Here is a 23,951-nt window from a genome sequence, read left to right as displayed (position 1 = left end):
GTGTTGATGGCCACGATGGGCCATCGTCCTGCCACCGGCAAGCGGCGGCAGGATGAACGGTCAATCCAGGGCGACGGGCGTCAAAGCCTTGACGACCCGCACCTTCCCACCCCGGCCGGCGCGATCCCCATCGCACCGGCCCGGGCTCAGGCCAGCACCTGGTAGCAGGGCTGGTATTCGCCGGAGATCTTCATCCGGCGCTGCTCGACGAAAGCGCGCAGCAACGCGTCCAGCGCCTGCATCATGTCCGGGTCGCCATGGATCTGGAACGGTCCGAACTGTTCGATGCGACGCATGCCGTCTTCCTTCACGTTGCCGGCGACGATGCCCGAGAACGCCCGGCGCAGGTCGGCCGCCAGCGCGTGCGGGGCACGCCCGTGGTGCAGGTCCAATGCGGCCATCGCCTCGTGGGTGGGCACGAACGGCTGCTGGTACTCCCACGGAATCTCGATCGACCAGTTGAAGAAGAACGAGTCCTTCTGCGCCAGGCGGTGCTCGCGCACGCGCTTGATGCCGTTGGCCATCTTCTTCGCCACCGCCACCGGGTCGCCGATGATGATCTCGTAGCGCTCGGCGGCCGCGTCACCCAGGGTCAGGCGGATGAAGCGGTCGATCTGCTCGAAGTACGGCGCCGCCACGGTCGGTCCGGTCAGGATCAGCGGGAACGGCAGGTCCTTGTTTTCCTCGCGCAGCAGGATGCCGAGCAGGTACAGGATTTCCTCGGCGGTACCGACGCCACCGGCGAACACGATGATGCCGTGGCCGATGCGGACGAAGGCCTCCAGGCGCTTCTCGATGTCCGGCATGATCACCAGGTGGTTGACGATCGGGTTCGGCGACTCGGCGGCGATGATGCCCGGCTCGGTCAGGCCGATGTAGCGCGTCACGGTACGGCGCTGCTTGGCATGGGCGATCGTGGCCCCCTTCATCGGGCCCTTCATCGCGCCCGGGCCGCAGCCGGTGCAGATGTCCAGGCCGCGCAGGCCCAGTTCATAGCCCACCTGCTTGGTGTACAGATACTCGTCGCGCGAGATCGAGTGGCCGCCCCAGCACACCACCAGGTTCGGGTCACCCGGGTTGAGGATGCGCGCATTGCGCAGCAGGCCGAACACCGCGTTGGTGATGCCCTCGGACGACTCCAGCTCGGCCGCGTAGGCAGGGCCCATCTCGATGGCCATGTAGGCCAGGTCACGCACCACGGCGAACAGCAGTTCGGCAACACCGCGGATGATCTCGCCATCGACGAAGGCCATGGCCGGTGCGTTGACCAGGTCGATGCGCACGCCGCGATCCTGCTGCGCCACCTGGATGTCGAAATCGGGATACAGATCGCGCGCCGCGCGAGGATCGTCAGAGGCACTGCCGCTGGTCAGCACGGCCAGCGCGCAGCGGCGCAGCAGCTCGTGCATGCCGCCGGCAGAGGCATCGCGCAAGCGGGCCACTTCGGCCCGCGACAGCACATCCAGCCCACCGCGCGGGTAGATCCGCGCGTCCTGCACTGGCAGTGCGCGGGCTGATTTTTCGTTCGTGGTCATGTCCAATTTTTTGCTTCCTTCAAGGTTTCCGACTGTACTGCCGCCCCCTTAAAAAGCAAAACGGCCGGGAAGCCCGACCGTTGGATGTGTGCTCCCCGCGTTCGCCTTTCCGGGACCGCATCGGCGGCGTTGGCACCGCGCACATTTCTGGATGCTACGCCGATGCAGAGTGGCCTGCAAGGACTTTCGCCTGAACGGAAAACGGCCGGGTTTCCCCGGCCGTTTCCGTTTACATCATCAAGCTCTGACGGATCAGAACTTGTACTTCACAGTCAGCTGCATGGACCAACGCGACACGGCAGTGTTGCCCTTGTCATTGTTGTTTTCCTGGATCGAGGAATCATCCGCACCGGTGAACGAGTACACATACTTCCCGGTGGCCGGATCGATACCTGCGAAGTTGCCCACGCGGCGGGTTGCATAGAAGCCGTAGTCGTCAATGAGGCCCCACTTCTTGTTCAGCAGGTTGCCGACATTCATGATGTCCAGGGCGACTTCACCCTTGTGACCCTTCACGAAGCCTGGGAATTCCTGGCTGATACGAACGTCGAAGCTGTTGACCCACTTGGCGCGGTGCGAGTTGGCCGGGACCACGCTGCCACGGTAGGCCTCGAGTTCCGGGTTCTGCGCCAGCCAATCGAAGAACTTCTTCTCCATCGTTGCGCCGCCAGTGAACAGCACGTCGCCCACACCCTTCGGCACGTAGAACAGATCGTTGCCGATGGCGCTGTCGCCGTTGGCATCGTTGTAGAACACGTAGCTGTACGGACGGCCCGAGCGACCTTCGTAGAAGAGGCCGATACGGGTAGCGTTGTCACCGAAGAAGTTGTGCTTCCACTCCAGGGTGCCGGTGATACGGTCCTTGATCGCATAGCGCGAGTTGTACGCGATGTTCTCGTTGGCGTTCAGGATCTGGGTGTTGTTCCAGTTCGAGGTGTTCTGCGAGCTGGTCAGCGGGCTAACTTCCTTCGACTGGGTGTAGGTGTAACCCAGCGACCAGCCCCAGTTCTCGGTCAGCGGCTTGGCCAGCGAGAAGGTAGCCTGGCTGCCACGACCCTTGTCGGTGTTGCGCAGCAACATCACGTCACCGATGTTGTTCGGACGGTTGGCGCGGTTCAGCGCGCCGTTGGTGCCGTTCTCCATGCCCAGGTTGTCGCCGGAACGGCTGTCGATCTTGCTGTTGGCCTGATTCAGACCTGCCGGGTTCCAGTACAGCTCACGACCGTCCTGCGCCGAAACGAAGGTCGCACCCTTGCCCTTGCCGTCCGTCAGGTCCAGACGTTCGAAGTACAGACCATCCTTGACCTTGGTGAACAGCACTTCAGCCGACGCCACGATGCCGTACCACGGCAGCTCATGGTCGAACGCCAGGTTGGCCTTCCACACCGACGGCAGGCGGGTGCCCGGAGCGATAATGTCCACGTTCTGGCGAGCAATGATCTTCGACGGATCCGGAATGAACGGATTGTCGGCATCAGCACTGAAACCACCCGGGTTGCCACTGACGTTGTACTCGACGTAGTTCAGACCGGTGTTCTGGTAGGCACCTGCCAGCCACACGTTCGGTGCTGCACCGCCGAACAAGCCAACGCCACCGCGCAGCTGGGTCGGACGATCGCTGTCGAAGGTGTAGTTGAAGCCAACACGCGGCTGGAACAGGCTCTTGTCCACCAGTTTGGTGTTGTCGTAGCCGTAGCGCGACTGGATGTCGGTGTTGTACTTGTTCTGGCTGGTGAAGTCCGGGATATCAAGACGGACACCAAACATCAGGCTCAGGTTGTAGTTGATCGCCCAGGTATCCTGGATGAACAGGCCAGTGTTCTTCAGATGGAACTTGGCCGGAATATCATCCAAGCTGCCACCCGGACGCGGCACGCGCAGCTGGTAGCCGTTGGCGGTACCCTTCAGGAACGACGCCAAGTCGCGGAAGTCGTACGCGCCGTACAGATTACGGCCGTAGAAGTTCATCAGGTTATTGTCGGTGTAATCGAAACCGAACTTGACGGTGTGGTCACCGATGTACCAGGTACCGGCACCGAAGGCGCTAAGTTCCTTCGACTCGACCAGATTGGTGTGAGTGTTCTGCTCGGTGCCCAGGTACAGCGAGTTGTTGCCGAAGCGCACGCGCATCTGCGGCAGGTGCGAAGCCGCGACACGATTGGACGAGTAGTCCTTGTGCGAAACCTTGAACTCGGTCGAGAAGTTCTCGGACCAGTCACTGAACAGTTCACCCATCCAGGTTTCGTACTGGGTCGGCTGGGTGTACCAGAAGTCACTCAGCGACAGCGCGCTGCTGCTGACCTGCGGGAAGCGGACGACGTCCTGCTTCATCTTGTTGTAGCGCAAGGCCGCACGGTGGTTCTCGTTGATGTTCCAGTCGAGCTTGACGGCGTACTCTTCGATCGTCGTCTTGTTGTTCAGACCGTCAACGCCGCCGACCGGATAGCCCAGATCACTCATGCGCTTCTGGACTGCCGAGATGTCGGCGTCACTGATGCCGCCCTTGGACGGATCCTTGTTGTACGGGCTGTCACTCAGGCTCACGCCGCCGCCGCTACGCTCGTACTTTTCATAGTTGGTGAAGAAGAACAGCTTGTCCTTGAGGATCGGACCGCCGAACGTCATGCCGTAGGTCTTCTCGTCCTTGAAACCATTGAAGTCCGACTTGTCACCTTCCAGGCGCGAACGGACCATGTCCTTGTCGCGGTACGAGCCGTACACGGTGCCGTGGAACTCATTGGTACCCGACTTGGTCACGGCGTTGATCACCGCACCGGTACCGCCGGCGATGGTGGTGTCGTAGTTGGCCAGGTCGATGTTGATTTCCTGGATGGCATCCATCGACACCGGCTGACGCTCGGTCGGCAGGTTGTTGGAGCCCAGGCCGAACGGATCGGAGGCGCTGATGCCGTCGATGCGGATGGCGTTGTAGCGGGTGTTCTGGCCACCGGCCGAGATCGCGCCGTCAGCCTTGCTGACCTGCGAGATGCGCGGGTCCAGGCGGATGTAGTCCTGGATGTTGCGGTTGGCCGACGGCAGCGCGTCCATCGTTTCGCGCGTCACGTTGCTGCCGGTGCCCATCTTGTTGGCGCTGAACAGGTCCAGGCCGCCGGCGGTCGCAACAACGTTCACCGCGTCCAGGTTGGTCGCAGCCAGGTCACCGCCCAGGTTGGCGTTGACGGTGTTGACCTGGTTCAGGTTCAGGTAGACACCCTCTTCGGTCTTGGTGCCTTCACCGGACTTGGTGATGGTGATGGTGTACGGACCACCCACGCGCAGGCCGCGCGCGTTGTATCGACCCGACGCATCGGTGGTGGCACGCGAAACGGTGCCCGACTCGGTGTGGGTGATGGTGACTTCAGCGCCGGCGACAGGCTGGCCTGCGGCGGACATCACCTGGCCGCCGACACCGGCAGAGGTGCTCTGGGCGAAGGCGGGAGCGGCGGCGAGCGCAGCCACGAGACCAAGGGTGAGCTTGGACATCCGGAGTGGGTGGGTCATTTTTCGGTAGCCTCGATGCGAGTTGGCGATGGCGGAAAAAAAGCGCATCCAAACAGCCCTGCGGGTGGCTGGTCGGAGATTTATCTGGGGTTCCCTACCGCTTGGCTGAAGGCAGCCACAACGGTTAACACTAGATTAACACGCTACGCCATCAATGTGACGGTTGTGCGACAAACGGCACCGGATCGCAACGCAATCGTGACGGGATCTTCACTCCGCCTTTCCCCCGGCCTCATTCCGGCAGGGGCGCCTCACTGGCGTCGAGAATCCGGCCCCGCCAGGCAAGCCCAGCGCTGGACAGCAGGGTCACGGCCGCCGCAGCGGCGGCCTCCGGGCCCCGGGCGGCCGGGTCCTGGTCGACGGAATAGGCCCTGGCGCGCAGCGCCGTGCGCAGGGGGCCCGGATACAGGCCGCTGACCCGCACCGGGCTGCGGCCGAGTTCGTCATGCAGGCTGGTGATCAGCCCGCGCAGGCCATGCTGGGCCACACCGTATCCCCCCCAATAGGCCTGCCCCACCCGTTCGGAGGCATCGACCGCAAACACCAGGGCCGCGTCCTCGCGCTGCCGCAGCAGCGGCAGACAGGCCTGGGCCAGCCACGCCGGGGCAGTGAGCGTGACATGCACCGCACGGGCGAAACTGGCCGGGTCGGCCAGTTCGAACGGGGTCAATCCGGGGAAATGGGCGGCACAGACCAGCACTCCATCCAGGCGCCCCAGCTCGCGCTGCAGGGCCTGGGCCAGTTCGGCATAGTCGTCGGGGCCCGCACCCTCCAGATCCAGCGGATACAGCAGCGGTTCCGGGCCGACGGCCTGGACCTGGGCGTAGACACGGTCCAGGCGGCGCGGCTTGCGGCCCAGCAGGACCACGGTGGCCCCGGCGGCGGCGGCGGCAACGGCCGCCGCACTGCCCAGCCCACCGCCGGCGCCGGCAACCAGCACCACGCGATCCTGCAACGGGCGGCCATCGAGCGCCCCGTTGGTCGGTGACGTCGATGGCCAGGCACTCATCCCTGGGTCGCCTCTTCGACGATGCGCTTGAGCTCGCCGGCTTCAAACAGTTCCAGGACGATGTCGCAGCCGCCGATCAGCTCTCCATTGATGAACAGCTGCGGGAAGGTCGGCAGGTTGGAGAACCGCGGCAGGTTGGCGCGGATCTCGGGTTCTTCCAGCACGTTGACGGTGCGCAGGGTGACCGCGCCGGCAGCCATCAACGCCTGTACGGCGCGGCTGGAGAAACCGCACATCGGGTATTGCGGGGTGCCCTTCATGAACAGCACGAGCGGGTAACGATCGACCTCGGCCTGGATTTGCTGCATTACCGCCACAACCTCACTCCTTGCTTCGCCGGACAAACCGACCGCGGTGGTCGGCTAGACTGCCCACGGTAGCCGCCATTGTAAGCGGATGGAACCGGCTGCCGCCGCCCCTCTGGCCACGAACCTGTCCATGCCTGTCGAATTGCCTGCCCTGCCCTACCTTTCCGGCTCCCTGCAGCCGCACCTGTCCGCACAGACCCTGGAGCTGCACCACGGCCGCCACCATCGCGCCTACGTGGATGCGGTCAATGCCGGCATCCTCGGCACCGAGTGGGAAGACGCGCCACTGGAAGAGATCGTCCGCCAGGCCCAGGGCAAGCTGTTCGATGCGGCCGCCCAGGCGTGGAACCACGGTTTCTACTGGCAGTGCCTGCGGCCCCGTGGCGGTGGCGAACCGCAGGGCCGCCTGGGCGAGCTGGTGAAGCGCCAGTTCGGCGACGTGCAGCGCCTGCGCGAGGAATTCAACCGCACCGCGCTGGGCCTGTTCGGCTCCGGCTGGGTGTGGCTGGTGCAGCATCCGGGCGGACAGCTGGGCATCCAGGCGACCCGCAATGCCGGCACGCCGCTGACGGGTGAAAGCACGCCGCTGCTGTGCTGCGATGTCTGGGAGCACGCCTACTACACCGACTACCAGAATGACCGCGCGCGTTATCTGGATGCGTTCTGGCAGATGGTCAACTGGGAATTCGCTGAGAGCCAGCTACGCTGAGGCAACGGCTCCGCCCCGGGGTAGTGCCGGCCGTTGGCCGGCATCCCCATCGGTGTACAAGAGATGGCGAATCTGCCGGCCAGCGGCCGGCACTACCGGAAAGCAGAGCGTGGCTTCACGCGTTCTCGTGCGCGGCCACCGCATCCATCACCCGCGCCGAGTACACCAGCGCCGCACCGGCATTGAGCGACACCGCCACACCCAGCGCCTCGGCGATTTCCTCGCGGTTGGCACCGTGCTTCAGCGCGGCATCCACGTGCACGGTGATGCAGCCGTCGCAGCGGGTGGTCACCGCCACCGCCAACGCGATCAGCTCGCGGGTCTTCGCATCGAGGTGGTTGGTCTGCGCGCCAGCGTTGGCCAGGGTGGCGTAGCCCTTGACCGTATACGGTGAGAGCTTGCCGATCTCACCGATACGGCCCTTCAGTTCCTTGCGGTAGGCATTCCAGTCGAGCATGGGGGTGACTCCTGTGAAAGGAGCTCCACGCTACCACCGGGAATGTTGCGCCGATGCCTGCACCGGCGCTTCACAGCGTTGCACTGCCGGCCAGCGGCCGGCACTACCGGACTCAGCGATTGCGCAGCGCGTGCACCGCCGGCGCCACCTGGGCCTGGCGATCCAGCTCCAGTCCGACCTGCTCCAGCGCATCGGCCAGCGCGGCAGCATCGTCATCGCGCAACGTGGCATGGCCGACCTTGCGGCCTTCGCGCGGCTCCTTGCCATAGTCGTGCCAATGGCCGCTGGCCTGGCCCAGCACCGGTGCCGGGTCCGGCATCGCGCCCAGCCAGTTCAGCATGCAGGCGTGGCCGAGCATGCGGGTGCTGCCCAGCGGCAGGCCCAGCACGGCACGCAGATGGTTCTCGAACTGCGAGGTCTCGCTGCCTTCGATGGTCCAGTGGCCGGAGTTGTGCACGCGCGGCGCCATCTCGTTGGCCAGCAACTCGCCATCGCGGCAGAACAGCTCCAGCGCGAACACGCCGACGTACTGCAGGTGCTCGGCGACACGGCGGGCATAGCCGATCGCGGCCTGCTGCTCGGCATCGGACAGCACAGCCGGTGCCACGCTGGCCGACAGCACGCCGTCGACATGCCAGTTGCCGGTGACCGGCCAGGCTTCGAAGCTGCCATCGCGGCCACGCACGGCGACCACGCTGACCTCGCGCTGGAACGCTACGAAGCCTTCCAGGATCAGGCCGGTACGCTCGACCTGCGCGCCCAGTGCATCCCACGCGGCGTCGATGTCGGCCTCGCTGCGCAGGCGGAACTGGCCCTTTCCGTCATAACCAAGGCGGCGGGTCTTGAGGATGCACGGCAGGCCGAACTCAGCCGCCTTCGCAGCCAGCTCGTCACGGCTGCGGATATCAGCGAAGGCCGGCAGCGGGATGCCCAACTGCTGGAACAGGGTCTTCTCGCTCAACCGGTCCTGGGCCACCGCCAGCGCGGCCGGCGGCGGATAGACCGGCACGCGGTCGGCCAGGAACTGCGCGCTGTCTGCGGGCACGTTCTCGAAATCGAAAGTGACCACATCGACCTTGGCGGCGAAGTCCGCCAGCGCGTGGCGGTCATCGAAGGCACCGACGGTGAGCGGCGCCAGCGGGCCACTGCAGGCGTCGGCCGCCGGGTCGTACAGCTGGAAGCGCAGTCCCAGCGGCGCACCGGCCAGGACCATCATGCGGGCGAGCTGGCCGCCGCCCAGGATGCCGACGGTCAGGCTCATTGGCGCGGATCGTCGTGGGCCATCACGTCTTCGGTCTGGCGTGCACGGAAGGCGTCGAGCGCCTGGCCGATCGCCGGCTGGTCGCTGGCCAGCATCGCAGCAGCGAACAGCGCCGCGTTGGACGCGCCGGCATTGCCGATGGCGAAGGTGGCAACCGGAATGCCGGCCGGCATCTGCACGATCGACAGCAGCGAATCCATGCCGTTGAGGGCCTTGGACTGCACCGGCACGCCCAGCACCGGCACGGCGGTCTTGGCGGCGATCATGCCCGGCAGGTGGGCGGCCCCGCCGGCGCCGGCGATGATCGCGCGCAGGCCACGCGGGCCCGCCTGCTCGGCGTAACTGAACAACACATCCGGCGTCCGATGCGCGGACACCACCTTCACTTCGAACGGAACACCCAGGGCTTCAAGCTTCTGGGCGGCGTGCTGCATGGTTTCCCAGTCGGAACGGGAACCCATGACGATGCCGACAAGCGGCGCGATCGGGTTGGGGGTCATTGGCCGTCACCTGCCTTAAAGACGTATTCTAGCCATCTTCCACGCAAGACGAAGAACCATGGATCGCAAGCTGCTCGACCTGCTGGTGTCGCCGGACACCCGCCAGCCCCTGTCCCTGCTGGATGGCAAGGGCCTGGAAGCCCTCAACAAGGCCATTTCGGCCGGCGCGGTGAACAAGGCCGATGGCAACCCGCTGGCGCAGCCGCTGCGCGAAGCGCTGGTCACCCGCGACCGCAAGCAGGTGTTCCGCGTTGACGACGGCATCCCGGTGCTGCTGGCCGAGGAAGCCATCCCGACCGCCCAGATCGCCGACTTCCCGGCCGCATGAGCGCGCTGCCGACGCCGGATGCGGCCGTTGTCGCCGCCGATGTCGCGCGTGCGCTGGCCGAGGACCTGGGCAGCGGCGACGTCACCGCCGCCCTGCTGCCCGACCAGGCCGACAGCGCTTACCTGCTGTGCAAGCAGGACGGGGTGATTGCCGGCCGTCCGTGGTTCGACGCCACCCACCGCGCACTCGACCCGGACGTGCGCATCGAATGGCGTGTCTCCGAAGGTGACGCGGTCACCGCAGGCACCGTGCTGGCCCTGCTGCACGGGCGCAGCCGCAGCCTGGTCAGCGCCGAGCGCACCTCGCTGAACTTCCTGCAGACGCTGTCTGGCACCGCCACCACCACTGCCCGCTACGTGGCCGCTGTGGCCGGTACCGGCACGCGCATCCTCGACACCCGCAAGACTCTGCCTGGCCTGCGCCTGGCGCAGAAGTACGCAGTGCGCTGTGGCGGCGGCGACAACCACCGCTTCGGCCTCTATGACACGGTGATGCTGAAGGAAAACCACATCCGTGCCGCCGGTTCGCTGGCCGCGGCGGTGGCCGCCGCGCGCCGGCAATGGCCCGCGCTGCCGCTGGTGGTCGAGGTCGAGGACCTGGCCCAGCTGCGCCAGGCGCTGGAAGCCGGTTGCGAGCGCATCCTGCTGGATGACTTCAGCCCCGACCTGCGCCGCGAGGCAGTGCGCATCACGGCCGGCCGCATTCCGCTGGAAGTGTCAGGCAGCGTGGGCCTGGGCGGCCTGCGTTCGATCGCCGAGGACGGCGTTGACTGCATCTCCATCGGTGGACTGACCAAGCACGTGCAGGCCATCGATCTGTCGCTGAAGCTGGGCCCGCCGCCGGGTTGAGGCCTGGCGTGGGGGTCGATCCGTTGTCCATGGGAAAAGGGATCCGACCCCGTTCTCACACCCGGCGTTCACGACAGCGCTGCGACGCTGAGGTATCCCCCACAGGAGCCGCGCATGCGCCGGATGCTCTTGCCTGCCTGCCTGCTGCTGGCCGCGGCACCGTTGTCCGCAGCGGCCGCCGAAGCCTGCGATGTTCCGCCCCGCTTCGGCCTGAGTCCGTTGGCGGTGGCCATCCGCAACACCGCCTGCAATGAGCACCGGCTCTGGTACCGGCCCTTCATCGATCGTGAAGGCCGTGCCGCCAGCCTCAGCGTCACCGAGGCCGAAAGCGATCACCTGGCAGACAATGGCCTGATCGCCTGGCAGCGCGTGGCCGGCTACTGGCGCAACAGCGGCACGCTCAATGCGATGGGCAGCATCGCGGGCGCCAGCAGTTGCCTGGCGCCGTTGGGCACGCGCTACACCGACAGCGACTGCCGCGCCTTCCTGATCGACAACCCGTGGTCGGCCGCGTTCATTTCCTGGGTGATGGTGCAGTCCGGCGTTCCTGGCTTCAATACGTCGCCACGCCACATCGACTACATCCGTGCCGCCTACCAGGGCGGCCCCTCGGGCGTGCCGTACCGGCTGGTCGACCCGGCCACGGCCAAACCCGCACCGGGCGACCTGCTGTGCTTCCTGCGCGACCGCAGCACCACGCTCAGCTACAGCGGGCTGGTGCAGGCACTGGGCAATGGCTCGGTGGGCCACTGGAAATCGCATTGCGAAGTGGTGGTGGCGGCCAACCTCGGCGGCGACCAGACCCTGTACCTGGTCGGTGGCAACGTGATGAACACCGTAGCGATGCGGTTGCTGCAGCTGGATCGTACGGGGCTGATCAAGCTGCCTCCGGCACGCGAACGCAACAGCACCGGCATCGACCCCGGCTGCACACCAGGTCGCGAGGACGAATGCAGCTTCAACCGGCAGGACTGGGCAGCGCTGCTGCAGCTGACTGCAACCTCACCGCTGGTGATGCCCTCGCCCACTGCGACGCCGATGCAGCCCACTCCGGCACCGCAACCGGTCATCGTGCCCGCGCAGCCGATGTCCAGCGAACCGCAGCCGCGGCGGTGAGTGCAGCGCTTGATCCAGCGCGCGTTCGCCGCCATCTTTGCGGGATCGACCCCTGACGGCTGACGCCATGCCCACCCTGCTGCTGTTGCTGATTGCCGGCGGAATCATCTATTTCTTCTGGAACGCGGCGCGTTCGGCCGCCGAGCGCGCGGTCGAACTGGGGCGCAATGCCTGCCGTGCTGCCGACGTGCAATGGCTGGATCAGGCGGTGCACGCCACCGGCCTGCGCCTGTCGCGCGGCGAAGATGGCCGGCTCGGCTTCGAACGTACCTTCAAGTTCGAGTATTCCTACGACGGCATCGATCGCCACGTGGGCCGCATGGTGCTGCGCGGCGACCAGCTGATCTCATTCACTGGTCCGGGCGCGGCGCGGATCAGCCAGATCCGCGCGGATGTGGACGATGCCGAGGATGTGTAAGGGCTGAAGGCGTGCCGACCAACGGTCGGCACCCACCGTTACCTGGTTACTTGACCACGCGCAGGTTCGGGCGCCCCTTCGGCGGCGGGCTGGCTGGCGGCGTATCGTCCGGCGGCGTGCCTTCCTCGTGCAGCAGCTCATCGCTGGTCGGAGCGGTCTCGTTGCCCGGGATGTCATCCGGTAGCGCCATGCCCTGCCCGGTCTCGCGGGCGTAGACGGCCAGCACGGCGCTGATCGGCACCTGCACCGGGTAGCTGGTACCGGAGAAGCGCGCCGAGAAGCTCACCATCTCGTTGTCGATCATCAGTCGCACGACAGCACGTTCGGCGATGTTGAGCACGACCCGGCCATCCTTGACCGCCGAAGGCGGGACCTGCACGCCGGGAACGCCGGCGTCGACCAGGATGTGCGGGGTCAGCTGGTTGTCGTTGATCCATTCCACCAGCGCCCGCAGCAGGTACGGGCGGTGGCTGGTCATGTGGAAGAAGTCTTCGGTCATGCGTGAAGTGTACGCGCCCGGCGCCCCGCCGGGGCGGATCACCTGCACGCCGGTCGGCGTGCAGACGGGTAACGCAGGCCCGGATCAGACCGGCAGATCGCGCAGCTTCTTTTCCTGATCGGTCAGGCTGCGGACGAAGCCCGGGTGGCGGAAGATGCGGTTGCCGTAGTCCTCGATCGCCTTGCCGTCCTTCGGCAGCGGTACGTCCAGCGACTGCAGGCGCCAGATGATCGGCGCCATCGCGCAGTCGGCCAGGCTCATTTCCGGGTTGAGGAAGAACTTGCTGGCCTTGAACAGCGGCAGCGAGGCGGTCAGCAGCTCCTTCAGGCGCTTGCGGCCAGCCTCGGCCTGGGTCTTGTTGCCGAGCTGGATGGCCTGCACCTGTGGCACCCAGTCGTGCTCGATGCGCAGCATCGCCAGGCGGATGCGCGCACGCGAGAGCGGATCGACCGGCATCAGCGGCGGATGCGGATAACGTTCGTCCAGGTACTCGCTGACCACTGATGCGGCGTACAGCACCAGCTCGCGTTCGACCAGGGTCGGCACCGAGTGATACGGATTGAGGTCGATCAGGTCTTCAGGCGGGTTCTGTGGATCAACCGGAACGAAGTCGAAGGTCACACCCTTGGCCGCCAGGACCAGGCGTACACGGTGGCACAGTACATCGTCGTTCGAGGAAAACAGCGTCAGTGTATTGCGCATGCGTACGCTCGCCGCCATCAAAGGCTCTCCCACGACAGGAGACCGCCTGCCGCATCGGCGCCGCCGGCACCGTGCCGGCGGTCGACTCCTCCCCGAGTGTGCAACCGACCATCACAAAAGCCAATAGGCCCGTGCGATGGCCGGCGGCAGATTCAGTGAACGTCCTTCCAGTATTCCTTCTTCAGCAGGTACAGCAGGAAGGTGAGCAGGGCCAGGAACAGGATCACCCACACGCCCAGCTGCTGGCGCTTGAGCGCGGCCGGTTCGCCGGCATACTCGAGGAAGTTGGTGATGTCCCGCACCGCCTGGTCGTACTGCCCGGCATCAACCGAACCCGGCGTTTCGATCTTCAGGCCGGTCACCGGCGGGTCCATGCCGGGCGCTTCCGCCTTGCCATGGACCGCATGCTGCAGGCCCTGCATCTCCCACAGCGGGTTGGGCATGGAGGCATTGGCGAACAGCGCGTTGTTCCAGCCCAGCGGCCGGCTGCTGTCCAGATAGAACGACTTGAGGTAGGTGTAGACCCAGTCACTGCCCCGCACGCGCGAGATCAGGCTGAGGTCCGGCGGCATCTTGCCGAACCACTTCTCCGCGTTCTCCTTGGGCATCGCCACCGGGATCGGGTCGCCGATCGCCGAGCCGGTGAAGTTGAGGTTGTTCATCACCTCTTCCTCGGTCAGGCCCAGGTCCTGCGCCATCCGCGAATAGCGCAGGTACTTCAGCGCGTGGCAGCCGGAGCAGTAGTTCATGTACAGCTGCGCGCCACGCTGCAGCGAAGCGCGGTCGCCCAGATCGTTGCCGGCCTGCAGCAGCTTGGTGCCACCTTCGGCGGCGGAGGCCAGGAAACTGCCCAGCATCAGGGTGGCCGTCAGGGCCAACCGGACCATCCAGCGATCAGTCATGGGTGGTCACCCTCTCCGGTACAGGCTTGGTCTTGTCCAACCGTGTCCATAGCGGCATGGTGATGAAGAACGCGAAGTACAGGAAGGTCAGCACCCGCCCGATGTAGGTCTCGTGCACGTCGGTGCCCGGGCCGGAACCAATCACGCCCAGCCACACGAAGCACACCGCCAGCACGCCCAGCATCACCTTCGAGATCCAGCCGCGGTAGCGCACCGACTTCACCCTGGCCTTGTCCAGCCACGGCACCAGGAACAGGATCGCAATGGCCGAGAACATCACCAGCACGCCACCGAGCTTGTTCGGCACCACGCGCAACATCGCGTAGTAAGGCGTGTAGTACCAGACCGGCTTGATGTGTTCCGGGGTCACCAGGCGGTTGGCCTCGGTGAAGTTGTCGTGCTCCAGGAACAGGCCGCCGAAACCGGGCGCGAAGAAGATGATGAAGGCGGCGATGATCAGCAGGAAACCGGCGCCGACACCATCCTTGAGCGTGTAGTACGGGTGGAACGGAATGCCATCGGCCGGCGCATTCGGCGACCAGCGGTTGCCCTTCGGCCCCTTCTTGATCTCCACGCCATCGGGGTTGTTCGAACCCACTTCGTGCAGCGCGCCCAGATGCAGTACCACCAGCAGCAACAGCACCAGCGGCAGGGCGATGACATGCAGCGCGAAGAAACGGTTGAGCGTGGCGTCACTGGGCAGGTAATCGCCCATGATCCATTCGGTCAGGCCGTTGCCGATCACCGGTATCGCGCCGAACAGCGAGATGATCACCTTGGCGCCCCAGAACGACATCTGGCCCCACGGCAACACGTAGCCCATGAAGGCTTCGGCCATCAGCACCAGGTAGATCAGCATGCCCAGGATCCACACCAGCTCGCGCGGCTTCTGGTAACTGCCGTACAGCAGGCCACGGAACATGTGCAGGTAGACCACGATGAAGAACAGCGAGGCACCGGTGGAGTGCATGTAGCGGATCAACCAGCCCCACTCCACATCGCGCATGATGTATTCGATGGAGCCGAACGCCTCGGCGGCGCTGGTCTTGTAGTGCATCGTCAGGAAGATGCCGGTGACGATCTGGTTGACCAGCACCAGCAGCGCCAGCGAACCGAAGTAGTACCAGATGTTGAAGTTCTTCGGCGCGTAGTACTCGCTGACGTGCTTCCGGTAGACCGGCATCAGGCCGGGCGCGCGGGCGTTGACCCAGTCGGCCACGCCGCTGGCGGTACGGCTGAGGATATTGGCCATCAGGCAGCCCCCTGCGGATCGACACCGATGATGATGGTGTTGTCGTCCTGGTAATGGTGCGCGGGCACCTTCAGGTTGATCGGCGCCGGCACGTCCTTGAAGACGCGTCCGGACATGTCGAAGCGCGACTTGTGGCACGGGCAGAAGTAACCGCCCTTCCACTGCGGGTCGTAGGGCTCAGGCCGGATTTCGGCGACCATTTCCGGCGAGCAGCCCAGGTGCGTGCACAGGCCGACCAGCACGGAGATATCCGGCTTGATCGAGCGCAGTTCGGGGTTCTGCTTCAGCACGTAGTCCGGCTGCTGGTCCTTCTCGCCGGACTCGGGGTCCTTGAGACGGCCGTCCAGCCCGTGCAGCGCATCGAGGATGGCCTTGGACCGCTTGACGATCCAGATCGGCTGGCCACGCCATTCCACGATCAGGCGTTGACCTTCCTGCAGGGCGCTGATGTCGGCCACCACCGGTGCGCCGGCAAGCTTGGCGCGGGCACTGGGGTTCCAGGATTTGATGAAAGGAACTGCGGTGAATCCGACGCCGACGGCGCCCACCACGGCTGTGGTGGCAGAAAGAAAACGCCGACGTCCGGTGTTGACTGGATCGTGTACCCCATCGTTGGCCATCCGGCACTCCGATATTGATTAGGTAGCTTTAAGGCTGCCAGCGGATCCGGTGGGGGCCAGAGCCGCATTGAATCACGGTCGAGTGTAGCGGAACCGTCGCGCGCCACACAACGCATTGCAACAACATTGATTGCGGGGTTGCCGGCCAGCGGCCGGCACTACCTTTCAAAGGAGTGCCGACCAACGGTCGGCACCTACCGCTCAAGGAGTGCCGACCAACGGTCGGCACCTACCGTTCAAGGAGTACCGGCCAACGGTCGGCACCTACTGGTGACTCAGGGCGGTGCGGTAACGTTCGGCCAGTTGCCCGACCCGGCGCACGTAGTACTGGGTCTCGCTGTAGGGCGGCACGCCACCGTGGCGGTCGACCGCGCCTTCGCCAGCGTTGTAGCCGGCTGCGGCAAGGGTCAGGTCGCCATTGAAGCGTTTCAGCAACCACGCAAGATACTGCACGCCGCCACGGATGTTCTGCCCGGCGTCATAGGAATCGCTTACGCCGAAGCGCGCGGCGGTCGGCGGCATCAGCTGCATCAGGCCCTGCGCGCCAGCACGGCTGAGCGCGGTCGGGTTGTAGGCCGACTCGGCATGGATGATGGCGCGCACCACCGCCTCCTCCACGCCGAACTCGCGCGCGGCCGAGGTGATCTCGGCCTGGAAGGCCGAGGTGTTCAGTCGCACGGTGCCGAAGTCCACGCGTGGATTGACCCCGCAGGCATAGCAGCGCTCCATGAAGCTGTAGCGGATGGTCCGGACCGGGCCGAGGTTGGCCACCTGTGTCGGGCGCGCACTGGTGTAGTGGCGCACGCCATCCTTCATGAAGGAATACACCTGGCCACTGACCATGCGCCCGCTGCGCGAGGCGACCGGCTGTGCGGGACCGGATGCCGGCACGGACGCAGGCGCGACCGTTGCCGGCGCTGCGGCACTCGCAGCAACGGCCACCGGATTGCGTTCGATGCTGGCCACCGTGGTGGGTGCCGGCCTGGGCGCGGCCACCACCGGTCGAGGTGCCGGGCGGGTGTCACGGGTGTAGCTGATGGTGCTGCAGCGCGCGCCGGCCACCCGCTTGCTCACATAACTGGTGACGCCGTCAGCGCCCTGGCACTTGTACAGGGTTCCAGCGCTGGCCGGCGCAGCGGTCAGCGCAGCGATGATGATCGCCGTTGTCCCCAGTATCCCCTTCATGGCGGCGAGTGTCCCAGCTTCGCCGGGGCTTGCCAAGCGACGTGGCTCAGCCTGTGACCGGCGGCACAGCCAGCAGCTGGCCGAGGCCCGCCAGGCGCTGCGCCAGTTCGTCGCGCAGGCCCGGCGGGGTGGTCCAAAGCGCCACGGGCAGGCGGTCCAGGCTGAGAATCTGCGCCAGCATCATGCCGCGGCTCTCGGCGCCCATGCGCAGCAGGCAGTGGTCGGGGCCATCCGCTTCCAGTACTCCACACCACGGCGGGATGCGGCCTTCCAGCTCGGAATGGCTGCCGGACAGGCGGAGGATGGCCTGCAGCGCGAACGGCGCCTGGCTGACCGCCTGCCGCACCATCACATCGGGCGGCGCCGGGGTGCGCCGGTGCAGGCCCGGCCCGGCGCACTCACGTACGGCGCCCATGCGGTCCACGCGCAGGGTGCGCCAGTCCTGCCGCCCCAGGTCCCAGGCAAGCAGATACCAGCGTCGCCCGTAGTTGACCAGGTGCTGGGCCTCGACCTCGCGCTGGGTGACGGCTTCCTGCGCGCTGCGGTATTCGAAGGCCAGCCGTGACGCCTGTCGGCAGTGCTGGGCCAGCCGCCCGAGCAGGCGTGCGTCGGTGGACGGAAGGTCGGACAGGGTGGCCGTCGCTGCATGCACCTCGCCGGCCTGCTGGCGACGACGGGTCGGCACCAGCGGATCGAGCTTGGACAACAGGCCACGCGCGGTGTCGTCGATCCCGGCAACGGTGGCCGAGGCTGCGCGCAGGGCGATGGCCAGGGTGGTCGCCTCCTCCTCGTCCAGCAGCATCGGCAGCACCGGGGCCCCGGCCCCCAACTGGTAGCCGCCGCCGACCCCGGACGAGGCCTGCACCGGATAGCCCAGCTCGCGAAGGCGCTCGATATCACGGCGGATGCTGCGCCGGTCCACACCCATGCGCTCGGCCAACTCGGCCCCGGACCACTGGCGGCGGGCCTGCAGCAGGGCGATCAGGCGCAGCAGACGATGGGCGGTATGGCGCATGAAGGATCGAGGACAGAAGTCGTCCGCAATAGTGCCCCAGGATGGCCTCCAGTTCACCACCCACCGCAAGGAGCAATGCCATGAATTCACGCCAGATCACCCTGTACCACGCCGCCCGATCCCGCTCGAGCGGCGCCGTGGCCCTGCTCGAAGCGCTGGGTGCCGACTACCGCATGCAGGTGCTGGACCTGAAAGCCGGCGCCAACCTGGCCCCGGCCTACCTGGCCATCAACCCGATGGGCAAGGTGCCGGCCATCGTCCACGACGGCGCACTGGTGACCGAGCAGGTGGCGATCTACCTGTACCTGGCCGACCTGTATCCGGAAGCCGGGCTGGCACCGCCGATCGGCGACGCCCTGCGCGGCCCCTACCTGCGCTGGATGGCCTTCTATGGCGCCTGTTTCGAGCCGGCGATGATCGACAAGGCGATGCACCGCGAGCCGCCGCCGCGCCTGATGTCGCCGTACAACGATGCCGAGACCGTGCTGCAGGTGGTCGAGGCCCAGCTGGCGCAGGGCCCGTACCTGCTGGGCGAGGTCATGAGCGCCGCCGACGTGCTGTGGGGCAATGCACTGGCGTGGACCACGGCCTTTGGCCTGGTACAGCCGGCGCCGGCCACGGCTGACTACATCGCACGGATGAGCGCGATGACCGCGTTCGACCGTTCGCGGCAGATCGATGCGGAGCTGGTGGCGGCGTAAGGGCGCCCGCCGGGCACCGCCCGGCGCTACCGGGGCCGGCGGGATGCGGGTAGCGCGGGGCCGTGCCCCGCGAGCGCACAGCGCGGCGTACGCGCCGGGATGCAGGTAGAATTGCCGGCTTTCCCGCCACCCGAATGGATTAAGCGCCATGACCGGGACGCCAGACGTCTTTCCGCCCGCCCCGCCGGGCGGTGCCCCGCTCGTTGCCCTGCCCGCCGGTCCGCGCAAGCCCGACCAGGTGAAAGGCAAGCTGTACATCAAGACCCACGGTTGCCAGATGAACGAGTACGACTCGGCCAAGATGGCCGACGTGCTCGCCGCCAGCGATGGCCTGGAACTGACCGATACCCCGGAAGACGCCGACGTCATCCTGGTCAATACCTGTTCCATCCGCGAGAAGGCGCAGGAGAAGGTGTTCAGCCAGCTGGGCGTCTGGAAGGGCCTGAAGAACAAGGGCCGCGAGGTCATCATCGGCGTGGGCGGCTGCGTTGCCTCGCAGGAAGGCGAGGCGATCATCAAGCGTGCGCCGTTCGTGGACCTTGTGTTCGGCCCGCAGACCCTGCACCGGCTGCCGGAGCTGATCCGCGCCCGCCGCGAGCAGAAACGCCCGCAGGTGGACATCAGCTTCCCCGAGATCGAGAAGTTCGACCGCCTGCCGGAACCGCGTGCCGAAGGCGCTTCGGCGTTCGTGTCGATCATGGAAGGCTGCTCGAAGTACTGCTCGTTCTGCGTGGTGCCCTACACCCGCGGCACCGAAGTCAGCCGCCCGTTCGAGGACGTGGTGGTGGAAGTGGCGCAGCTGGCCGCGCAGGGCGTGCGCGAAATCAACCTGCTCGGGCAGAACGTCAATGCCTATCGCGGCCCCTATGGAGATGGCGAGTTCGCCGATCTCGGCCTGCTGATCCGGACCATCGCCGAGATCGACGGCGTCGGCCGCATCCGCTTCACCACCTCGCACCCGCTGGAGTTCAGCGACTCGCTGATCGATGCGTTCCGCGACGTGCCGCAGCTGGCCAACTTCCTGCACCTGCCGGTGCAGGCCGGCAGCGACCGCGTACTGTCGGCGATGAAGCGCGGCTATACCGCGCTGGAATTCAAGTCGAAGATCCGCAAGCTGCGCGCGGTGCGCCCGGACATCTCGATCAGCTCGGACTTCATCGTCGGCTTCCCCGGCGAAACCGATGCCGATTTCGAGAAGACCATGAAGCTGATCGAGGACATCGGCTTCGACCACAGCTTCTCCTTCATCTATTCGCGCCGCCCGGGGACCCCGGCGGCCGACCTGGAGGACACGATCAGCGATGCCGAGAAGCACGCGCGCCTGTCGCGCCTGCAGGAGCGCATCAATGCGCACGCCGCCGGCATCTCCGAGAAGATGGTCGGCACCGTGCAGACCGTGCTGGTGGAAGGCCCTTCGCGCAAGAACCCGAACGAACTGACCGGCAAGACCGAGAACATGCGTTCGGTGAACTTCCCGGCGCCGGCGCGGCTGATCGGCCAGTTCGTGGATGTGGTGATCACCGAGGCGCTGACCAATTCGCTGCGCGCGCGCGTGGTGGCGGAATAAGGTGCGCCGACCAACGGTCGGCACCCACCGGAGTTGATGCCGACCAACGGTCGGCACCCACCGAATTGATGCCGACCAACGGTCGGCACCCACCGAATTGATGCCGGCCAGTGGCCGGCACCTGCCGGAATTGATGCCGGCAGGCGGCCGGCACCTACCAGGGTGGATGCCGACCGTTGGTCGGCATGCCTCAATCCAAACGCTTGCGGAAACGCAGGATCGCCAGGGTCATCATCACCGCGATGAAGGCCAGCAGCGCCAGCGCGTCGTGCCACAGCTCCCACAGCGAGGCGCCGCGCAGCATGATGCCGCGCACCAGGCGCAGGAAATGGGTCAGCGGCAGTACTTCGGCCAGCCATTGCACCGGCCGCGGCATGCCCGCGAACGGGAACATGAAGCCCGACAGCAGGATCGACGGCAGGAACAGGAACAGGGTCATCTGCATCGCCTGGAACTGCGAGCGCGCGCGCGTGGAAATCAGCAGCCCCAGTGCGAGGTTGGCCAGCACCAGCAGCACCGCGGCCAGGTAGATATCGAGCAGGCTGCCGCGGATCGGCACCTGGAACAGCCAGGTGCCCAGCACCAGCACCAGCGTGGTCTGCAGCAGGCCGATGGCTGCATAGGGCAGCACCTTGCCGACCATCAGTTCGCTGCGCGACACCGGCGTGGCGATCAGCAGTTCCATGTTGCCGCGCTCGCGCTCGCGCACCACCGCCACCGCCGTGAACATCACCAGGGTCATGGTCAGGATCACCCCGATCAGGCCTGGCACGATGTTCACCGCCGAACGCCGCTGCGGATTGTAGAAGCTGGTCACGCTGATTGGCCCCCCGGCGATGCTGCCTTCGCGCAGCGGCCGCGTGTTGCTGGTCGGTCGCGTCTCCAGCGGCACCTGCGCCAGCTGGATCGCCGCGCTCTGCACCACGGTGTCGCTGCCATCAACCAGCACCTGCACCGCCTCGCGTCCATCGAAGCGACGGCGCTCGAAGTCGGCCGGCACCACGATGCCGACACTGATCTCGCCACGCCGCAGCGCCTGCATCAACTGGTCGGGCGTATAGGCTTCGCTGCGCGGCGTGATCACGCCGGTGGCGACCATGTCCTGCACCAGCGCGCGTGACGCCGCACTGTTGGCCTGGTCGGCGACACCGGCGTCGAGGTGGCGCAGGTTGAGATTGATCGCGTAGCCGAACAGCAGCAGCTGCATCACCGGAATGCCGACGATCATCGCCAGCGTGATGCGGTCGCGGCGCAGCTGGCGCAATTCCTTGAGCATGATCGCCCACAGCCGGCGCAGGTTCATGCCGCTGGCTCCCGGCCACGGCCGCGGGTGGCGGCGACGAAGACGTCTTCCAGGTTCGGCGCCACCGCCTCGATGCGGGCCTGCGGATCGGCGCTGGCCAGCGCGCGCCGCAACGCTGGCGTATCGGCGGCCGCCTCGCTGCACAGCACCCGCAGCTGCGTGCCGATCTGTGCCACGCTCAGCACGCCGGGCAGCTCAGACAACGCGCGGCTGGCCTGCCGCGGCTGCGCCGACGTGACCTGCAACGTGCGGCCGTCCAGCTGTGCACACAGTTCGGCCGGCGTGCCATCGGCGACCAGCGCGCCTCGATCGAGGATCGCCAGCCGGTGGCAGCGCTCGGCTTCGTCCATGTAGTGGGTCGATACCAGCACGGTGGTACCGGCGTCGGCAAGTTCAAACAGGGCCTCCCAGAAATCGCGGCGTGACTCCGGGTCGACCGCGCTGGTCGGCTCGTCCAGGAACAACAGCTCGGGCGCGTGCACGACGGCGCCGGCCAGCGCCAGGCGCTGCTTCTGGCCACCACTGAGGGTGCCGGCCAGCTGCGGCTGCCGGTCCAGGAGACGGTACTGCTGCAGCAGTTCGTCGACCCGCTGCCGGGCCTGCGTACGCGGCAGGTCCTGGATGGCGGCGAGGAATTCCAGGTTCTCGCGCACCGAAAGGTCTTCATACAACGAGAAACGCTGGGTCATGTAGCCGATGCGCCGGCGCAGTGCCTCGGCCTGCTCCGGCACGGCCAGGCCGAGCACCTCGATCTGGCCGGCGCTCGGTTCCAGCAGGCCGCACAGCATGCGGATGGTGGTCGACTTGCCCGACCCGTTCGGGCCCAGGAAGCCATAGACCTGGCCACGCGGCACGGTCAGGTCGACATTGTCCACGGCCAGCAGATCGCCGAAGCGGCGGGTCAGGCCCTGGGCATGCACCGCGATGTCGTTGCCGGTGTTCAGAAGCTCACCTGCACCGGCATTCCCGCCGGCAGCTTCTGCATGTCGGAGGGAGCGTCCACTTCGATCTCGGCGAGGTAGCTCAGGCGCGCGACGTCGTCACCGGTCAGTGCGTAGTACGGAGTAAATGAAGGCTCGCTGCGGATCGAGCGCACATGCCCCTTCAACGCAGTGCCTTGCCCTTCCAGGTGCACCTGCGCGACCTGCCCGACCTTGACCTGCAACCGCAATGGCTGCGGCAGGTAGACGCGCGCATAGGGGCGCTCGCCGACCAGCATCACCGCCAGCGGCGCGCCGACCGGCGCCTGGTCGCCCTGCCGGTAAGGCAAGGCATCGACCACGCCGTCGCGCGGCGCACGCAATTGCAGCTTCTGCAGGTTCACGGCCTGCACTGCCTGTTGCGCCTGCGCGGCATCGGCGGCGGCCTGGCCCTGGGCGATATCCTGCACACGGCTGCCGTGCACCCGCTCCAGCCAGGCCTGCTCGGCAGCACGCACGCTGGCCTCGGCATTGCCGGCGGCGGCACGTGCACGATCCAGCTCAGCGGCGGCAATCAAGCGCTGCTGTGCCAACGGCTGGACCCGCCGGTAATAGGCACTTGCTTCGGCAGCCTGGGCGCGCAGCGCGGCCAGTTGCGCCTGGGCCTGCGCGATCTGCTCCTGGCGTGGGCCGATCTTCAGTTCTTCCAGCTGCGCCTGCGCACGCGCTGTATCAGCCTGCGCTGCGGCGAACTGCGCGTCGCCGCGGGCCGGGTCGAGCTGCATCAGCACGGCGCCGGCCTTGACCTGCTGTCCCTCGCGCACCTCCACCGTGGCGATCACTTCGGCCGCCGGCGCCGGCACCGTGATCCGGTCCCACTCCAGCGTGCCCAGTGCAGTCGGTGTTGACTGCACACACCCGGCCAGCAGGCCGATGCCCGCCAGTCCGATTCCTCGCATCCCGTTGCCGATGCCCATGCCATCCCCTCCTGCGACGGCGACACGGTGCCATGTGCCCCGTGCACCCTCAATGATTCCGATCAGCCCTGGCGGTTTTTTCGCCACGCGCCGGCACGCCTTTTGCTGCAAGGCTCCGCACCACCTATCCACAGGTTGATTCGGCATCATTCCACAACCGTTGTGGAAATCCGCCAGCGCCCGGCTTTGTTGCTCACCCGGCAACGAAACCTGCACTGTCGTCACGATGAATGCCCCCGTGCAGGCCCCCGCGGCAGTGCTGCCGAAGCGACGAGCGACCATGACGTTTTTTTCACCAGGACCTCATGGGCCTTGTGG

The 23,951-nt window shown here is 66.5% G+C and carries 24 protein-coding genes; 7 read left to right on the top strand and 17 right to left on the bottom strand.

Translation table 11 applies throughout. From position 1 onward, the window contains the following. Positions 1–146 precede the first annotated feature (146 nt). The 4 genes from ppnN to grxD form a co-directional block, all read right to left on the bottom strand. Complete coding sequence (gene ppnN, locus Q9Q79_RS07240; RefSeq protein ID WP_005408855.1) at positions 147–1,535, bottom strand: nucleotide 5'-monophosphate nucleosidase PpnN; 1,389 nt, start codon at positions 1,533–1,535, stop codon at positions 147–149. A 252-nt stretch (positions 1,536–1,787) separates the two neighbouring features. Beyond that, positions 1,788–5,036, bottom strand: coding sequence for a TonB-dependent receptor (locus tag Q9Q79_RS07235; RefSeq protein WP_080101792.1), 3,249 nt, complete (start codon positions 5,034–5,036; stop codon positions 1,788–1,790). A gap of 232 nt (positions 5,037–5,268) precedes the next feature. Next, a complete protein-coding gene (locus Q9Q79_RS07230; RefSeq protein ID WP_005412811.1) occupies positions 5,269–6,045 on the bottom strand; it encodes an SDR family NAD(P)-dependent oxidoreductase in 777 nt (258 codons plus the stop codon). Continuing rightward, on the bottom strand, positions 6,042–6,362 hold the full coding sequence (gene grxD, locus Q9Q79_RS07225) for a Grx4 family monothiol glutaredoxin (RefSeq protein ID WP_005408852.1): 321 nt from the start codon (positions 6,360–6,362) through the stop codon (positions 6,042–6,044). The genes Q9Q79_RS07230 and grxD overlap by 4 nt, the downstream gene beginning before the upstream one ends. 121 nt (positions 6,363–6,483) lie before the next feature. Between grxD and Q9Q79_RS07220 the strand changes: the two genes are divergently transcribed. Beyond that, positions 6,484–7,062 carry a superoxide dismutase gene (locus tag Q9Q79_RS07220; RefSeq protein WP_012479673.1) on the top strand — a complete coding sequence of 193 codons (579 nt, stop codon included), beginning with the start codon at positions 6,484–6,486 and terminating at the stop codon, positions 7,060–7,062. A gap of 115 nt (positions 7,063–7,177) precedes the next feature. Here Q9Q79_RS07220 and Q9Q79_RS07215 read toward each other — a convergent pair whose 3' ends face one another. The 3 genes from Q9Q79_RS07215 to purE form a co-directional block, all read right to left on the bottom strand. Then, positions 7,178–7,519, bottom strand: coding sequence for a carboxymuconolactone decarboxylase family protein (locus Q9Q79_RS07215; protein WP_012479672.1), 342 nt, complete (start codon positions 7,517–7,519; stop codon positions 7,178–7,180). 112 nt (positions 7,520–7,631) lie between these two features. After that, the gene (locus tag Q9Q79_RS07210; protein ID WP_005408849.1) at positions 7,632–8,780 is read right to left on the bottom strand and encodes a 5-(carboxyamino)imidazole ribonucleotide synthase; all 1,149 of its coding nucleotides are present in this window, start codon (positions 8,778–8,780) and stop codon (positions 7,632–7,634) included. Next, the gene (gene purE, locus Q9Q79_RS07205; RefSeq protein WP_005412808.1) at positions 8,777–9,280 is read right to left on the bottom strand and encodes a 5-(carboxyamino)imidazole ribonucleotide mutase; all 504 of its coding nucleotides are present in this window, start codon (positions 9,278–9,280) and stop codon (positions 8,777–8,779) included. The genes Q9Q79_RS07210 and purE overlap by 4 nt, the downstream gene beginning before the upstream one ends. A gap of 58 nt (positions 9,281–9,338) precedes the next feature. On the opposite strand from purE, the gene Q9Q79_RS07200 reads away from it, so the two are divergent. From Q9Q79_RS07200 to Q9Q79_RS07185, 4 genes are all read left to right on the top strand, one after another. Then, positions 9,339–9,608: a Trm112 family protein gene (locus Q9Q79_RS07200; RefSeq protein WP_005408847.1), complete on the top strand. Its 270-nt coding sequence runs from the start codon at positions 9,339–9,341 to the stop codon at positions 9,606–9,608. Next, the gene (gene nadC, locus Q9Q79_RS07195; protein ID WP_005408846.1) at positions 9,605–10,456 is read left to right on the top strand and encodes a carboxylating nicotinate-nucleotide diphosphorylase; all 852 of its coding nucleotides are present in this window, start codon (positions 9,605–9,607) and stop codon (positions 10,454–10,456) included. Before Q9Q79_RS07200 ends, nadC begins: the two co-directional genes overlap by 4 nt. A 114-nt stretch (positions 10,457–10,570) precedes the next feature. Continuing rightward, complete coding sequence (locus Q9Q79_RS07190; RefSeq protein ID WP_005412807.1) at positions 10,571–11,572, top strand: DUF2272 domain-containing protein; 1,002 nt, start codon at positions 10,571–10,573, stop codon at positions 11,570–11,572. Positions 11,573–11,639: 67 nt separating this feature from the next. Further along, entirely contained in the window at positions 11,640–11,990 is a 351-nt protein-coding gene (locus tag Q9Q79_RS07185) for a DUF3301 domain-containing protein (RefSeq protein WP_005408844.1), read from the top strand. A 46-nt stretch (positions 11,991–12,036) separates the two neighbouring features. Here Q9Q79_RS07185 and Q9Q79_RS07180 read toward each other — a convergent pair whose 3' ends face one another. From Q9Q79_RS07180 to Q9Q79_RS07150, 7 genes are all read right to left on the bottom strand, one after another. After that, positions 12,037–12,489, bottom strand: coding sequence for a ClpXP protease specificity-enhancing factor (locus Q9Q79_RS07180; protein WP_005412806.1), 453 nt, complete (start codon positions 12,487–12,489; stop codon positions 12,037–12,039). Positions 12,490–12,573: 84 nt separating this feature from the next. Continuing rightward, positions 12,574–13,209 carry a glutathione S-transferase N-terminal domain-containing protein gene (locus Q9Q79_RS07175; RefSeq protein WP_005408842.1) on the bottom strand — a complete coding sequence of 212 codons (636 nt, stop codon included), beginning with the start codon at positions 13,207–13,209 and terminating at the stop codon, positions 12,574–12,576. A gap of 134 nt (positions 13,210–13,343) precedes the next feature. Further along, entirely contained in the window at positions 13,344–14,093 is a 750-nt protein-coding gene (locus tag Q9Q79_RS07170) for a cytochrome c1 (RefSeq protein WP_060380407.1), read from the bottom strand. Further along, positions 14,086–15,345, bottom strand: a complete 1,260-nt coding sequence (locus tag Q9Q79_RS07165) for a cytochrome bc complex cytochrome b subunit (RefSeq protein ID WP_005408840.1) — start codon at positions 15,343–15,345, stop codon at positions 14,086–14,088. Before Q9Q79_RS07165 ends, Q9Q79_RS07170 begins: the two co-directional genes overlap by 8 nt. Next, positions 15,345–15,965, bottom strand: a complete 621-nt coding sequence (gene petA, locus Q9Q79_RS07160; protein WP_004151998.1) for a ubiquinol-cytochrome c reductase iron-sulfur subunit — start codon at positions 15,963–15,965, stop codon at positions 15,345–15,347. Before petA ends, Q9Q79_RS07165 begins: the two co-directional genes overlap by 1 nt. A 264-nt stretch (positions 15,966–16,229) precedes the next feature. Further along, entirely contained in the window at positions 16,230–17,150 is a 921-nt protein-coding gene (locus Q9Q79_RS07155; protein ID WP_005408839.1) for a lytic transglycosylase domain-containing protein, read from the bottom strand. A gap of 46 nt (positions 17,151–17,196) precedes the next feature. Continuing rightward, entirely contained in the window at positions 17,197–18,165 is a 969-nt protein-coding gene (locus tag Q9Q79_RS07150) for a WYL domain-containing protein (protein ID WP_033834738.1), read from the bottom strand. Between the two features lie 80 nt (positions 18,166–18,245). Here Q9Q79_RS07150 and Q9Q79_RS07145 point away from each other — a divergent pair, with 80 nt between their 5' ends. Together Q9Q79_RS07145 and miaB are read left to right on the top strand one after the other, a co-directional pair. Then, the gene (locus Q9Q79_RS07145; protein WP_049395457.1) at positions 18,246–18,866 is read left to right on the top strand and encodes a glutathione S-transferase; all 621 of its coding nucleotides are present in this window, start codon (positions 18,246–18,248) and stop codon (positions 18,864–18,866) included. A gap of 148 nt (positions 18,867–19,014) precedes the next feature. Then, on the top strand, positions 19,015–20,433 hold the full coding sequence (gene miaB, locus Q9Q79_RS07140; protein WP_005408836.1) for a tRNA (N6-isopentenyl adenosine(37)-C2)-methylthiotransferase MiaB: 1,419 nt from the start codon (positions 19,015–19,017) through the stop codon (positions 20,431–20,433). Between the two features lie 190 nt (positions 20,434–20,623). On the opposite strand, the gene Q9Q79_RS07135 is transcribed toward miaB, so the two are convergent. The 3 genes from Q9Q79_RS07135 to Q9Q79_RS07125 are packed head-to-tail and all read right to left on the bottom strand — an operon-like array spanning position 20,624 to position 23,633. Next, entirely contained in the window at positions 20,624–21,736 is a 1,113-nt protein-coding gene (locus tag Q9Q79_RS07135) for an ABC transporter permease (RefSeq protein ID WP_005408835.1), read from the bottom strand. Beyond that, positions 21,733–22,656: an ABC transporter ATP-binding protein gene (locus Q9Q79_RS07130; RefSeq protein WP_049396219.1), complete on the bottom strand. Its 924-nt coding sequence runs from the start codon at positions 22,654–22,656 to the stop codon at positions 21,733–21,735. The genes Q9Q79_RS07135 and Q9Q79_RS07130 overlap by 4 nt, the downstream gene beginning before the upstream one ends. Positions 22,657–22,676: 20 nt before the next feature. After that, positions 22,677–23,633: an HlyD family efflux transporter periplasmic adaptor subunit gene (locus Q9Q79_RS07125; RefSeq protein WP_049396220.1), complete on the bottom strand. Its 957-nt coding sequence runs from the start codon at positions 23,631–23,633 to the stop codon at positions 22,677–22,679. Positions 23,634–23,951: the final 318 nt, after the last annotated feature.

It is taken from the genome of Stenotrophomonas sp. a6 (assembly GCF_030913325.1).
Lineage (GTDB): Bacteria > Pseudomonadota > Gammaproteobacteria > Xanthomonadales > Xanthomonadaceae > Stenotrophomonas > Stenotrophomonas maltophilia.
The sequence above is the reverse complement of the archived record's forward strand: the minus strand, read 5'-3'. Positions and strand labels throughout refer to the sequence as shown.

Excerpts from the sequence above, each read along its gene's own strand:
- miaB (WP_005408836.1), top strand. The coding sequence starts at position 19,015 with ATGACCGGGACGCCAGACGTCTTTCCGCCCGCCCCGCCGGGCGGTGCC.
- Q9Q79_RS07230 (WP_005412811.1), bottom strand. The coding sequence starts at position 6,045 with ATGAGTGCCTGGCCATCGACGTCACCGACCAACGGGGCGCTCGATGGC.
- Q9Q79_RS07210 (WP_005408849.1), bottom strand. The coding sequence starts at position 8,780 with ATGAGCCTGACCGTCGGCATCCTGGGCGGCGGCCAGCTCGCCCGCATG.
- petA (WP_004151998.1), bottom strand. The coding sequence starts at position 15,965 with ATGGCCAACGATGGGGTACACGATCCAGTCAACACCGGACGTCGGCGT.
- Q9Q79_RS07155 (WP_005408839.1), bottom strand. The coding sequence starts at position 17,150 with ATGAAGGGGATACTGGGGACAACGGCGATCATCATCGCTGCGCTGACC.
- Q9Q79_RS07220 (WP_012479673.1), top strand. The coding sequence starts at position 6,484 with ATGCCTGTCGAATTGCCTGCCCTGCCCTACCTTTCCGGCTCCCTGCAG.
- Q9Q79_RS07185 (WP_005408844.1), top strand. The coding sequence starts at position 11,640 with ATGCCCACCCTGCTGCTGTTGCTGATTGCCGGCGGAATCATCTATTTC.
- Q9Q79_RS07125 (WP_049396220.1), bottom strand. The coding sequence starts at position 23,633 with ATGGGCATCGGCAACGGGATGCGAGGAATCGGACTGGCGGGCATCGGC.
- purE (WP_005412808.1), bottom strand. The coding sequence starts at position 9,280 with ATGACCCCCAACCCGATCGCGCCGCTTGTCGGCATCGTCATGGGTTCC.
- Q9Q79_RS07170 (WP_060380407.1), bottom strand. The coding sequence starts at position 14,093 with ATGACTGATCGCTGGATGGTCCGGTTGGCCCTGACGGCCACCCTGATG.
- Q9Q79_RS07215 (WP_012479672.1), bottom strand. The coding sequence starts at position 7,519 with ATGCTCGACTGGAATGCCTACCGCAAGGAACTGAAGGGCCGTATCGGT.
- Q9Q79_RS07150 (WP_033834738.1), bottom strand. The coding sequence starts at position 18,165 with ATGCGCCATACCGCCCATCGTCTGCTGCGCCTGATCGCCCTGCTGCAG.
- Q9Q79_RS07145 (WP_049395457.1), top strand. The coding sequence starts at position 18,246 with ATGAATTCACGCCAGATCACCCTGTACCACGCCGCCCGATCCCGCTCG.
- nadC (WP_005408846.1), top strand. The coding sequence starts at position 9,605 with ATGAGCGCGCTGCCGACGCCGGATGCGGCCGTTGTCGCCGCCGATGTC.
- Q9Q79_RS07235 (WP_080101792.1), bottom strand. The coding sequence starts at position 5,036 with ATGACCCACCCACTCCGGATGTCCAAGCTCACCCTTGGTCTCGTGGCT.
- Q9Q79_RS07180 (WP_005412806.1), bottom strand. The coding sequence starts at position 12,489 with ATGACCGAAGACTTCTTCCACATGACCAGCCACCGCCCGTACCTGCTG.
- Q9Q79_RS07135 (WP_005408835.1), bottom strand. The coding sequence starts at position 21,736 with ATGAACCTGCGCCGGCTGTGGGCGATCATGCTCAAGGAATTGCGCCAG.
- Q9Q79_RS07200 (WP_005408847.1), top strand. The coding sequence starts at position 9,339 with ATGGATCGCAAGCTGCTCGACCTGCTGGTGTCGCCGGACACCCGCCAG.
- Q9Q79_RS07175 (WP_005408842.1), bottom strand. The coding sequence starts at position 13,209 with ATGGCGGCGAGCGTACGCATGCGCAATACACTGACGCTGTTTTCCTCG.
- Q9Q79_RS07165 (WP_005408840.1), bottom strand. The coding sequence starts at position 15,345 with ATGGCCAATATCCTCAGCCGTACCGCCAGCGGCGTGGCCGACTGGGTC.
- Q9Q79_RS07190 (WP_005412807.1), top strand. The coding sequence starts at position 10,571 with ATGCGCCGGATGCTCTTGCCTGCCTGCCTGCTGCTGGCCGCGGCACCG.
- ppnN (WP_005408855.1), bottom strand. The coding sequence starts at position 1,535 with ATGACCACGAACGAAAAATCAGCCCGCGCACTGCCAGTGCAGGACGCG.